The organism is Variovorax endophyticus (assembly GCF_025376855.1).
Lineage (GTDB): Bacteria > Pseudomonadota > Gammaproteobacteria > Burkholderiales > Burkholderiaceae_C > Variovorax.
Window position 1 is genome coordinate 1 of the sequence record NZ_JAHUTH010000021.1, and the last position, 11,131, is coordinate 11,131.

Sequence of the window (11,131 nt, forward strand, 5' to 3'; positions counted from 1 at the left end):
GGCCCATCGGATGGACCTTCGCGGGCTCGGTCGCGCCGGGTGGCACGGGCAGCGTGCTGTTCCAGGTCAAGATCGATTGAGCCGCCCGCCCCTCAGAAGCTGTGCCGGATACCGATGCCGCTGGAACGCACGGCATCGCCGGCCCGGGGCGTGAACACGATCCCGCCCGCGGACGCGGTGGCGCCGCCGCGGTTCGACAGATGCAGCAGGCGTCCGTACAGCACCGTGCGCTTGCTGAGCGCGTAGTCGTAGCCGAGCGTGACGCCGAACTGGCCGCGCGGGCTGCCGCCGACCTTGCGCTGCACCACGGCGCCGGTCCAGCGCGACAGGCCATCCTGGAACGACACGCCGACATCGATCAGGCGCGCGGCGGGCGTCGACGGCAGGCCGCCGCCGACGCGAATGGCATGCGCGGACAGGGCCCAGGCCTGGCCCAGGTCGATGCGTGCGCTGAGCGCGTCGACGCGGGTCGCGACGGGCGCCGCCACCGGTGCCGTGTCCGTTCCCGTTCGCGTGCGCGAGAACGAATAGGCCAGGTAGTACGGCGCCTTGTCGTAGCCGATGGCCCCGCCCTGGAACTCGCCGCTGCGCTTGCTCGCGGTGGAGGCCTCGCCGAAGGAATAGGCCAGGTCGAGCATGAAGGCCTGGCCCTGCGGCGTGCGGTAGCGCACCATGTTGCTCGCGCGGAACGCGGGGGCCGGGCCGAGCCCGGGCTGCGCGTCGGTCTGCGCCGCCAGCACCAGCGGCGAATAGATGGCGTTCATGCCGAAGGGGTCGGCGCGCAGGAAGGCGTTGAACATCGGCGTGTACATGCGGCCCGCATCGACCCGCCCCCATCCGCCGGACAGCCCCACGAAGGCCTGGCGCGTGAACGAGATCGAGGGGCCGGGCAGCGTCCCCGCGCCGGTGTCGGCATTCACGCCGGCCTCCAGCACGAAGTTCGCGGCCAGTCCGCCGCCCAGGTCTTCCGCGCCGCGAAAGCCGAAGCGCGAGGCGCCGTTGCCGCCATCCGCCAGCTGGGTGAGCGAGCGTCCGCCGGAACCCAGGTGCTGGACGAACAGGTCGACCATGCCGTACAGCTGCACGGTGCTCTGCGCGCAGGCGAACCCGCTCCCCAGCAGCGCCGAAGCGGCCAGAATTCCTTTCTTCACGATGTGTCTCCGTTGTTGTTCTTGCCCGCCCGGCGCGGGTCCGGCTGTCGTCGCGCGTGGGCTAGCCCGAGACCAGCCCGAGCCGCTTCACGATCTGGCGCTGGCCGTCCAGTTCCGTCTCCAGCGCCGCCACGAATTCGGCGCGCGAGCGGCTCACGGCCGGATAGGAGCCGGTGGACGCGAGCAGGCGCTTGACCTCCTCGCTGCCCATCGCCTGCCTGAAGGCGGCGATCGCGCGTTCCGCGATGTCGTCGGGCGTGTCCGCGTGCATCGCCATGCCGCCCCATGATTCGAAGGCATAGCGCCCTCCCCCGCTCTCGGCGATCGTCGGCACCTGCGCGAGCTGCGGCACGCGGGCCGTGCCCGTCGTGGCCAGCGCGCGCAGCTTGCCGCTGGCGATCAAGGGCATGGCGGCGCCGAGCACCAGGATCGAGAAATCGATCTGGCCGCCGATGAGCGCATTGATCGATTCGACCGCGCCCTTGTAGGGCACGTGCAGCGCCTTGAAGTTGCCGGTGGCATCGGCGAGGTACTCGACCGCGAGGTGCGCGGGCGAGCCCGGCCCGGCCGAGCCGTAGCTCAGCGAGCCGGGCTTGTCGCGCACCATCGCGATCAGCTCGCGCATGCTCGCGATGCGCGAATCCGCCGCGACGACGCACACGAAGGGCGAGGTCGTCAGCCGCGTCACCGGCTTGAGCTCCTTCAGGAGGTCGAACTTCGGATTCATCGCGGACAGCGTGACGATGCCCGAGGACAGCGACAGGAAGTTGTGCGCATCGGGCGTGCCCTTGGACACCGAGCGCGCGGCGATCAGGCCCGAGGCGCCGGGCTTGGCCTCCACCACCACGGGCTGCCCGAGCTGCGACTGGAGCGAGGGGCCGAGCTGGCGTGCCAGCGTGTCGGGCGTTCCTCCCGCCGGGTAGGGCACGACGATGTGCAGGGGCCTGGTCGGCCACGCGGCAGGCGCGGTGGCCGCGGCGAACGCGCGGCGCGGCAGCGCCAGCGCGGGAACGAGGGCGGCGGCCCAGGCCAGGCCTTGTCGGCGCGAGATGAGGGGACTCATGGCGATCCTTCGCGTGGGGGTGGGTGTCAGTCCAGCTGGGCTTGCGCTTCCGGCCGGTTGGCGATGCTGTCGGGGGCCTGCGCGCCGGGCGTCACCCGAACCTGCGCGATGCGGCCCGTGAACGCGAAGGTTCCCCGCCCTTCGTAGAGGCGGCTCACCTTGCGCTTGCGGTCGAGGCCGACGTCGACGCCCTCGCCGCCCAGGCGCAGGAAGGTCGGCGTCATGTCGAGCGGCGCGGCGTGGCGTCGTCCGTCCAGCACCAGCGTGCCCTCGCCCCGGCGCGCGCCCAGCGCCCGGTGCTCGAGCGTGAAGCGATGGCGGCCCGCGTCCAGCGCCATGGCCACCGAGCGCCGGACGGACGAGCCGGCCGTGAAGGCCAGGTGCAGCTGCCCGTCGAGCACGAAGGCCGCGAGGCCGTTCATGTTGTCGCCGATGGCGTAGAGCACGCCGCCGTCCTCGCCCGTGCATTCGAACTCGCAGTCGATGAGGTAGTCGCGGTCGGCGATCAGCGCCGTGATCACGATCGGCGAGGCGGTGCCGGTGCCCGGGTAGAAGGTGCGCGGGCGCGCGCTCTCCTCCTGCAGGAACGGCGGCAGGCCCAGCGCGCGCCGGTTGTCGCGGTTGTCCAGCGGATAGACGTAGTTCGCCTGCGCGTCGCGCTCGAAGGCCTCGACCAGCTCGCGCAGCCGGCGCGGCTCCTTCGCGGCGAGGTCGTCGCATTCGGTGGGGTCGGCCTCGAGGTCGAACAACAGCCACTGGTCCAGCGCGATCGGCGTGCCCGGCGGCTGCAGCGACACGATCTTCCAGCGCCCGCTGACGTAGCCGCGGTTGCCCTCGAGCTCGAAGTGCTGCCGTTCGCGGGCCGCGGGATGGGCCGGGTCGCTCAGCATGCCCTTGAAGCTCACGCCGTCGAGGCCGCGCGTGCGGTAGCCGTTGAAGGCCTGCGGATAGTCGACGTCCAGCAGGTCGAGCAGCGTCGGCAGCAGGTCGCTCACGTGGATCCACTGGCGCCGGATCGCACCCGGGTCGGGCACCCGGTTCGGCCAGCTCGCGATGAAGGGCACGCGGATGCCGCCGTTCATGGGCGTGCGCTTGTAGAAGCGGAACGGCGTGTTCGACGCGTTGGCCCAGCCCGTCGGATAGGCCGGGAACGAGTCGGTGCCGCCGAGCCGGCCGTCGAGGTACAGCGAGCGCGCGAGCTGCGGGTCCTCGGTGCGCGTGACGCGCTTCTCGTAGATGTTGGCCGCGCCGTCCGGGCCGCCGATCGAGGACGCGCCGTTGTCCGAGGTGAGCACGATCAGCGTGTCGTCGAGCACGCCCAGCCGCTCGAGCTCGTCCACCAGCCGGCCGACGTTGCGGTCGACGTTCTGCACCATGGCCGCGTAGATCTGCATGTACCGCGACATCACGGGCTTCTGCTCGTCGGGCACCTCCGACCAGGGCTTCACGCCGGGGCTGTCGGTAGGCAGGCGCCAGTCCGGCGGCACCACCCCCGACGCGACCTGGCGCTCGAAGCGCTGCCGGCGCGTGGCATCCCAGCCTTCGGCATACACGCCGTCGTAGGCGGCGATGTCCTCGGGCTTCGCGTGCAGGGGCACGTGCGGCGCGTTGTGCGCCAGGTAGAGCAGGAAGGGCTTGTCGGGCGCCGCGCTGCGGTGCGAGCGCAGGTACTTGATGGCGCGATCGGTCCAGTCGTCGGTGCAGTAGTAGTCCTTCGGCAGCTCGTCGATGTCGGCCACGTCGTTGCCCTCGACGAGCTGGCCCGGCGAGAAGAAATGGGTCTCCGCGCCGAGGAATCCGTAGAAGTGGTCGAAGCCGCGCTGCAGCGGCCACGAGGCGCGCGAGGCTGCGGCGCTCACGTGGTAGTCCGCCGTGTTGTGCCACTTGCCGACCGCGTAGGTGGCATAGCCGGTGTCGCGCAGCAGCTCGGGCAGCGTGGGCGCGTCGAGGCTGATCTCGCCGGCCTGGTAGCCCGGGTAGCCGGGGTTGTTGTGGGTGAGCCAGCCGCATCCGACCGCGTGCGGGTTCTTGCCCGTCATCAGGGCGGCGCGCGCCGGCGTGCACATCGGCACGGTGGTGTAGCCCGTGAAGCGCAGGCCCCGCGCGGCCAGCGCGTCGATGCGCGGCGTGCGGATCTCGCTGCCGAAGCAGCCGAAATCCGAGAAGCCGAGGTCGTCGAGCAGGATCACCACCACGTTGGGCGCGCCGGCGGGCGCCTTGCGCGGCGGGCGCCACCAGGGCTTGGAGGTACCGAGGGTCTTGCCGATGGTCGCGCCGTGGTCGCGGCCGGGGTCGGCGCTGCGCAGCGGGTCGTGCGGGTCGCGGGTGGATTTCAAGATTGCTTCTCCATGACGAGGTCGGCCGCCTTCTCGCCGATGGCGATCGAGGCGGCATTGGTGTTCGACGAGGGCATCGTCGGCATGATCGAGGAGTCGACGACGCGCAGGCCCTGCACGCCGCGCACGCGCAGGCTGGCGTCGACCACGGCCATGGGGTCGTGGCCCATCTTGCAGGTGCCGACCGGGTGCCACGAGGTCTGCCCGCAGCCGCGGATGTAACTCAGCAGTTCGTCGTCCGAGTCGATGTCCGCGCCGGGCCGCGTCTCGCGCTTCACGAAGGCCGCGAGCGCCGGCTGGCTGGCCACGCGGCGCGCCAGCCGCAGTGCCTTGAGCATGGCATCGACGTCGACGGGATCGCTGAGGTAGCGTGGGCCCATCGACGGGTCGTCGGTGGCCAGCGGCGTCACCGCGTGCACCGCGCCGCGCGATTGCGGGCGCAGCTGAAACAGGCCGATGCCGAAGCCCGGGAACGGATCGGTGCCGGCCCCCTTGCTGCGCGAGTAGCGGTCCTTGCCGGTGACGTGGTGCATCTGGATCTTCACCGTCGGGCGCTCGTCGCGCGCATCGGCCCGGGCCAGCGCATGCGCCGTGGCCGATGGCGTGGCCATCATGCCGCGCCCGGTCAGCAGGTAGGCCGCGCCCATCAGGCCCTGGCGCAGCGGACTGCTCACCACCTCGTTGAGCGTGACCCGGCGGCTGCATTCGAAGGTGATGCGGGCCTGCAGGTGATCGATGAGGTTCTCGCCCACGCCCGGCAGGTGCTGCGCCACGCCGATGCCCAGGGCCTGCAGCCGGTCGCCGTGCCCGATGCCCGAGAGTTCGAGCAGCTGCGGCGACTTGATCGGCCCGGCGCTCAGGATCACCTCGGCCCGCGCGCGGGCCCGGCGCTTCACGCCTTCGTGCAGGTAGTCGATGCCCACGGCCCGGCGGTTCTCCAGCACGATGCCGAGCGCGACCGCCTGGGTGCGCAGCACGAGCGAAGCCGGCCGGCCCGCTCCGAGGTAGCCGCGCGCGGTACCGCAGCGGCGCCCGTTTTGCGTGTTCAGCTGCAGGTAGGACGCGCCCTCGTACTGGCCGCCGTTGTAGTCCGGCGTGCCCGGGATGCCCGCCTGTGCGCAGGCCTGCACGAACGCGCTGCCCAGCGGCTGCGGATCGCGGGCCAGGTCGGTCACCGCGATGGGGCCGGCGCGGCCGCGGTGGCGGTCGTCGCCGCCCGCATAGGACTCCATGCGCTTGAAATACGGCAGCAGGTCCTCGTAGCCCCAGCCCGGGTTGCCGAGATCGCGCCAGTGATCGAACTCGCGCGGTTCGCCGCGCACGTAGATCATGCCGTTGACGGAGCTGGAACCGCCGGGCAGCTTGCCGCGCGGCCAGTAGATGCGCTGGTTGCCGAGTTCCGGTTGCGGCGCGGTCTGGAAGGGCCACACGTAGTCGGGATTGGTCAGCAGCTTCGCGATGCCCAGCGGCGTGCGCACCCAGAAGTCGTCCTGTCGCGGCTGGCCTGCCTCCAGCAGCAGCACGCGCGTGCCGGGCCGCTGCGCCAGCCGATGCGCCAGCGCCGCGCCGGCCGAGCCCGCGCCCACCACGATGTAGTCGAAGTCTTCGTCTTGCATGGTGGGCCGCCTCAGGACGCAGGTGCCCGCAGCCAGGTCCGCAGCGCGCGTGCCTCGTCGCCCATGCGCGTGAACTGGAGATCGGGCATTTCCGTCTGCACCGCTCCCGCTCCCGCGGCCAGGCGTGACGGCAGCGGTTCGACCCGCAGTTCGGCGAAGCACGGGCCCGGCTGGTCTTTCAGGCGCGCGAAGCCGGCGGCCCAGCCCGCGGCGTCGTCGAAGCGCTCGGCCTGCGCATAGCCCGCCGCGCGGGCATGCGCGGCGAGGTCGCAGCCCTCGATCGGGGTCTTCAGATTGGCCAGTCCGGTGAACTGCGTGCCGTTGCGCAGTACCACGTGCAGCAGGTTGCGCGGCCGTTGCCCCGCGACGCTGACCAGGCCGCCGAGCTCCATCAGCAGGCTCGCATCGCCGTCGACCACGATCACCCGGCGCTCGGGCCGGCCCATCGCGAGGCCGAGCCCCAGGCAGGCGGCACCGCCCATCAGCGGCACGGAATTGATGCGCCCCTCGCGGACTTCGAGCGCATCGAACAGGAACATCGCGCCCATGGTGGCGACGATGACGGCATCCCCGCGACCTTGCGCGATGACGCTGCAGGCTTCGATCATCTTCATGCGCGTCTCCTCAGTGCCAGGCCATCGGCGCGCCGACGATCAGCACGGCCGGACCGCCCTCGGCCTCCGCCTGCTCGAATGCCGCGTCGATGCGGCCCAGGTCGTCCTCGCCGTCGAGCCGCTGGAAGGGAACCCCGAGCGTGTGCAGCATCGGCTCGAGCAGGCGGACCATGGTGCGGCGCGACTGCGTGCTCGGCTGGTCGAGGTTGGCAAACTCGCGGCCGAACTGGCCGACCATGATCACGAGCGGGATCCGAGCGTCGAGAGCGAGCGCGCGCAGCGTGTTGATGCAGTTGTAGAAGCCCTGGTTCTGCATCACGACGAGGGCGCGAGACCCCGCTAGATACAATCCCGCCGCCAGCGTCAGGCACTGGTTCTCGTTGCAGCAGTTGGCGAGATCGATGTCGGCCGCGTCCGACTCCAGATGCGAATGAAGCGAGAGCTGGACCCAGTCGGGGACCGTGACCACATGCCGCACGGCACAGCGCCGCAGGGCCGCGACAGCGGCACTCGCGGGTATCGGATGGGAGACGGAAACTTGCATGTTGAATCTCTGGTGTTCGGATGCGGCCTAGTGTGGGCAGGCGCCTTTTTTTCGTCTGTCGGGTACCCGACGCTCGTTTCTCGGGTTAACGCTGAATGAAGGCACGCGCCGAGCCGATCGCCCGGGCACTGGCTGGCGTGTCGTGGCTGCAGGCCAGCGGCGCGGCCGTCGTCGAGCGCCTGGCCGAGGCTTCCCACCTGCAGCACCTGGTCGACGGGCAGGCCGTCGCCTCGCGCGGCACGCAAGCCGCGCATCTGGTCGTCATCGCCAGCGGCACGCTCGAGCTCAGCATGACCAATGCGCAGGGCAAGCGGCACACCACGAGCCCGCTCGGCAAGGGGCAGGTGTTCGGGCTGATCCCGCTGCTCGACGGCTCGACCCTGATCCACGACGTCTGCGCGCGCGGCGCGAGCAGCATCGTCGTCGTGCCGCGCGATGCCATCCTGCGCGCGCTGGAGGCCCACCCGGCGCTGGCGATGCAGATGCTGCTGCTGCTGTGCCAGCGCGCGCGGCACAACTACGAGGTCGTCGCGGGCTTGTCGCTGCTGCCCTTGCACGTGCGGGTCGCGCGGCTCGTGCTCGACCTGTCCGCGGGCCGGCATGTCCGCGTGACGCAGGCCGCGCTCGCCGAGATGCTCGGTGCATCGAGGCAGAGCATCAACATCGAGCTGAAGAAGCTCGAACGCGGCGGGGTGATCGCCGTCGCGCGCGGCGACATCGAGATCCGGGACCCGGATCGGCTGCACGCGGCGAGCCAGAGAGACAGTCTCTAGACAGGTGCCGCGATGGCGGCGACCGCTCAAGGCCGGGAGGCCCCGTTCCCCTCTTCCCTCGGCCCCAGCATGTACTCGCGCACCAGTTCGCGCGCGCGGTGCAGGCGGCTCTTGACCGCGCCGGGCTGTTCGCCGAGCCGGGCCGCGATCTCGGCGATGGTCAGTTCCTCGAAGTCGCGCAGCAGCACCACCTCGAGGTAGTGCGGCGGCAGCGACTCGAGGGCGCTGGCGAGATCGATCCGCAGGCTCTCGTCGGGCCGCGCCAGCATGAGCGCCTCGGCCAGCTCGTCGGTCAGCGGGTCGTGCCTGAGCATCAGGCGCGAGAGCCTGCGGCATTCGCGCCGGATGACGACGAACAGCCAGGACGCGAAGGCCGCGGCGGCCTTGAGGCCGCCGACCTTGCGCGCCACGATCAGCAGCGATTCCTGGACCGCGTCGTCCACGTCGCTGGCGTGGCAGTGCCGGTGGGCATAGCGCCGGGCATCGGGCTGGCAGGCCGCCAGCAGGCGGTCGATGGCCACCGGATCGCCGGTCTGCGCGACCCGGATGAGGCGATCGCGCTCGGGCGTTCCGAGGGCCATGCTCATCGCGCCTTGCCCGCCTTGCGGCCCGCCAGCGCGCACATCGGGCAGAAGCCCACGAGGCCCGTCATGGCGAGCACGGCTCCCATGATGCCGACGCCCACCGCGAGGCCCGAGACCCCCCAGTTCGCGATGGCGAACGCGAGCGCGACCGCGCCCATGACCAGCCGCAGCACCCGCTCCCAGTTCGGAACATTCTTCGCATAGACCATGATGACTCCTTGCATTGCCGAGGAAGACCCTCCCCCGCAAGGAGGCGCGCCGGGTGCCGGAGGGTTCGCGCGACCCGCAAAAAAAGCAGGTCTTGCCGGTGGCTTGCGCGAAAGACCCGAATGCCCCGACGGCCCGCATGCCATGGGGATCGGGCATAAACTTGCGCCCCCCATGGCCGTATCCAGAGGATCCCGGAGGTCGACTTGAAGACCGATGACCTCATTTCGCTGCTGGCCACCGGCAACACGCCCGTGCGGCAGCACGCAACCACCCAGGCCCTCCTGCTCGCCATCTGTGCCGGAGGCGCATTGTCGTTGCTGACCCTGGCCGGTCGCATGGGCCTGCCGGCCAACCTGCTGTCCTCGATGCAGCTGCCGGCGCTCTGGATCAAGCTGCTGCCGCTGGTGGCCCTCGCCGTGGCCGGTTTCGTGCTCACGCATCGCCTCGCACGTCCGGGCGCGCGCATCGGGGCCGCGGGATGGGGCATCGCGCTGCCGCTGCTCGCGATCTGGCTGCTCGCGCTCGTCACCTTGATGCAGGCCGCACCCGAGGAGCGCCTGCCGCTGCTGCTGGGGCGGACCTGGCGCGTGTGCATCCTCAACATCCTGACCTTCTCGGCGCCGGTGCTCGCGGCGGGGTTCATGGCCTTGCGCTCGCTCGCCCCCACCCGGCCCGCGTTGGCGGGGGCCGCCGCGGGCATGCTCGCGGGTGGCGTGGGCGCCAGCATCTATGCGCTGCGCTGCCCGGAGCTGGCACCGGCCTTCGTGGCCGTCTGGTACATCGCGGGCATCGCAGCGACGGCCCTGCTCGGCGCGGCGCTCGGGCCTCGCCTGCTGCGGTGGTGAGGAACAACCTTCCCGGGGCACAGTTCTTGACCATCGGGTAAAATCCGCCTCGGGTGGGCTGCCGTTTCGGGCATTCCAGGATTTGCGCAGGTCGGGCCGCCTCGCGGTTTCGCCTCGTCGAGGAATCCCATGTCCCACACCCCGATCCAGTGGATCGCGGCGGCCATCTTTGCCGTCGCCCTGCTCCACACCTTCAGCGCCAAGCAGTTCGAGCGCCTCTCCCACCGCTATCCACGCCACGCCGGCCTGTTCCACCTGCTCGGTGAAGTCGAGGTCGTGTTCGGCTTCTGGGCCATCGTGCTGGTGGTCTCGATGGCGCTGCTCGCCGGCGGCGGCACCGCGCTCGACTACGCCGAGTCGCGCAACTACACCGAGCCGCTGTTCGTCTTCGTGGTGATGGTGATCGCGGCCTCGCGCCCGGTGCTGCGCACGGCGATGTCGCTGGTCGACACCGTCGCGCGCATCGCCCCCGTGCCCACGCCGCTGGCCAGCGCATGGCTGGGCCTCGCGGCGGTGCCGCTGCTCGGCTCGCTGATCACCGAGCCGGCGGCCATGACCATCGCGGCCCTGATGCTCGCGCCGCAGATCTTCCGGCCCCGCGTGCCGGAGGCGGTGAAGTACCTGGCGCTGGGCGTGCTGTTCGTCAACATCTCGATCGGCGGCACGCTGACCTCCTATGCCGCACCGCCGGTGCTGATGGTGGCGACCACCTGGCAATGGGACAGCGCCTTCATGCTCGCCACCTTCGGCTGGAAGGCCGCGCTCGCGGTGCTGCTGAACGCCACCGTCGCCACCTGGGTGCTGCGCAAGCACCTGCAGCCCGCCGCGGCGGGCGACGCGGGCGCGGCGGCGCGGGAGCGCGTCCCGCTGCCGGTGGTCGCGGTGCACCTGGGCCTGCTCGCGGGCGTGGTGCTGTCCGCCCACCATCCCGTGGTGTTCCTCGGCCTGTTCCTGATGTTCCTCGGCTTCACCCAGGCCTACGAGCGCCACCAGAGCCCGCTGATCATCAAGGAGGCGCTGCTCGTGGGCTTCTTCCTCGCGGGCCTGGTCGTGCTGGGCGGCATGCAGCAGTGGTGGCTGCAGCCCATCGTCTCGGAGCTCGCGCCCGTCGCGCTGTTCCTTGGCGCCCTGGGCCTCACCGCCATCACCGACAACGCCGCCCTCACCTACCTCGGCTCGCTGATCGTCGGCATCTCCGACGAATCGAAGTACATGCTGGTCGCGGGCGCCGTGGCCGGGGGCGGCCTGACCGTGATCGCCAATGCGCCCAACCCCGCGGGCGTGGCGCTGCTCAAGCGGGGCTTCGCCGACGAGACGATCGGCGCGGGCGGTCTGCTGCTGGGCGCGCTGGGGCCGACCGCCGTCGCGGCGGCCGCCTTCATGTTCCTGGGCTGA

The 11,131-nt window shown here is 71.2% G+C and carries 11 protein-coding genes; 3 read left to right on the forward strand and 8 right to left on the reverse strand.

The window, feature by feature from the left end; genetic code table 11:
- Positions 1-92 precede the first annotated feature (92 nt).
- From KV106_RS24930 to KV106_RS24955, 6 genes are all read right to left on the reverse strand, one after another.
- Positions 93-1,151 (reverse strand): porin, encoded by a 1,059-nt coding sequence (locus tag KV106_RS24930; RefSeq protein ID WP_261213093.1) that lies wholly within the window; start codon positions 1,149-1,151, stop codon positions 93-95.
- 61 nt (positions 1,152-1,212) lie between these two features.
- Positions 1,213-2,214 carry a tripartite tricarboxylate transporter substrate binding protein gene (locus tag KV106_RS24935; protein ID WP_057593019.1) on the reverse strand — a complete coding sequence of 334 codons (1,002 nt, stop codon included), beginning with the start codon at positions 2,212-2,214 and terminating at the stop codon, positions 1,213-1,215.
- Between the two features lie 26 nt (positions 2,215-2,240).
- Positions 2,241-4,550, reverse strand: coding sequence for an arylsulfatase (locus KV106_RS24940; protein WP_261213095.1), 2,310 nt, complete (start codon positions 4,548-4,550; stop codon positions 2,241-2,243).
- Positions 4,547-6,166 (reverse strand): GMC family oxidoreductase, encoded by a 1,620-nt coding sequence (locus KV106_RS24945; protein ID WP_261213096.1) that lies wholly within the window; start codon positions 6,164-6,166, stop codon positions 4,547-4,549. Before KV106_RS24945 ends, KV106_RS24940 begins: the two co-directional genes overlap by 4 nt.
- Before the next feature lie 11 nt (positions 6,167-6,177).
- A complete protein-coding gene (locus KV106_RS24950; RefSeq protein ID WP_261213097.1) occupies positions 6,178-6,780 on the reverse strand; it encodes a thiamine pyrophosphate-dependent enzyme in 603 nt (200 codons plus the stop codon).
- A 10-nt stretch (positions 6,781-6,790) separates the two neighbouring features.
- Positions 6,791-7,324 carry a thiamine pyrophosphate-binding protein gene (locus KV106_RS24955; RefSeq protein ID WP_057593024.1) on the reverse strand — a complete coding sequence of 178 codons (534 nt, stop codon included), beginning with the start codon at positions 7,322-7,324 and terminating at the stop codon, positions 6,791-6,793.
- A 95-nt stretch (positions 7,325-7,419) separates the two neighbouring features.
- On the opposite strand from KV106_RS24955, the gene KV106_RS24960 reads away from it, so the two are divergent.
- Positions 7,420-8,097 (forward strand): Crp/Fnr family transcriptional regulator, encoded by a 678-nt coding sequence (locus KV106_RS24960; RefSeq protein ID WP_261213099.1) that lies wholly within the window; start codon positions 7,420-7,422, stop codon positions 8,095-8,097.
- A gap of 26 nt (positions 8,098-8,123) precedes the next feature.
- Here the strand turns inward: KV106_RS24960 and KV106_RS24965 are convergent, their stop codons facing one another.
- A complete protein-coding gene (locus KV106_RS24965) occupies positions 8,124-8,678 on the reverse strand; it encodes an RNA polymerase sigma factor (RefSeq protein WP_261213101.1) in 555 nt (184 codons plus the stop codon).
- 2 nt (positions 8,679-8,680) lie between these two features.
- A complete protein-coding gene (locus KV106_RS24970) occupies positions 8,681-8,890 on the reverse strand; it encodes a YgaP family membrane protein (RefSeq protein ID WP_057593027.1) in 210 nt (69 codons plus the stop codon).
- 204 nt (positions 8,891-9,094) lie between these two features.
- Between KV106_RS24970 and KV106_RS24975 the strand changes: the two genes are divergently transcribed.
- Together KV106_RS24975 and KV106_RS24980 are read left to right on the forward strand one after the other, a co-directional pair.
- Complete coding sequence (locus KV106_RS24975) at positions 9,095-9,736, forward strand: NrsF family protein (protein ID WP_057593029.1); 642 nt, start codon at positions 9,095-9,097, stop codon at positions 9,734-9,736.
- A gap of 129 nt (positions 9,737-9,865) precedes the next feature.
- Positions 9,866-11,131 (forward strand): putative Na+/H+ antiporter, encoded by a 1,266-nt coding sequence (locus KV106_RS24980; protein WP_057593030.1) that lies wholly within the window; start codon positions 9,866-9,868, stop codon positions 11,129-11,131.

What these genes read in the sequence shown, in the direction of transcription:
- KV106_RS24935 (WP_057593019.1), bottom strand. Translation starts at nt 2,214, where the DNA reads ATGAGTCCCCTCATCTCGCGCCGACAAGGCCTGGCCTGGGCCGCCGCC.
- KV106_RS24945 (WP_261213096.1), bottom strand. Translation starts at nt 6,166, where the DNA reads ATGCAAGACGAAGACTTCGACTACATCGTGGTGGGCGCGGGCTCGGCC.
- KV106_RS24950 (WP_261213097.1), bottom strand. Translation starts at nt 6,780, where the DNA reads ATGAAGATGATCGAAGCCTGCAGCGTCATCGCGCAAGGTCGCGGGGAT.
- KV106_RS24955 (WP_057593024.1), bottom strand. Translation starts at nt 7,324, where the DNA reads ATGCAAGTTTCCGTCTCCCATCCGATACCCGCGAGTGCCGCTGTCGCG.
- KV106_RS24960 (WP_261213099.1), top strand. Translation starts at nt 7,420, where the DNA reads ATGAAGGCACGCGCCGAGCCGATCGCCCGGGCACTGGCTGGCGTGTCG.
- KV106_RS24965 (WP_261213101.1), bottom strand. Translation starts at nt 8,678, where the DNA reads ATGGCCCTCGGAACGCCCGAGCGCGATCGCCTCATCCGGGTCGCGCAG.
- KV106_RS24970 (WP_057593027.1), bottom strand. Translation starts at nt 8,890, where the DNA reads ATGGTCTATGCGAAGAATGTTCCGAACTGGGAGCGGGTGCTGCGGCTG.
- KV106_RS24980 (WP_057593030.1), top strand. Translation starts at nt 9,866, where the DNA reads ATGTCCCACACCCCGATCCAGTGGATCGCGGCGGCCATCTTTGCCGTC.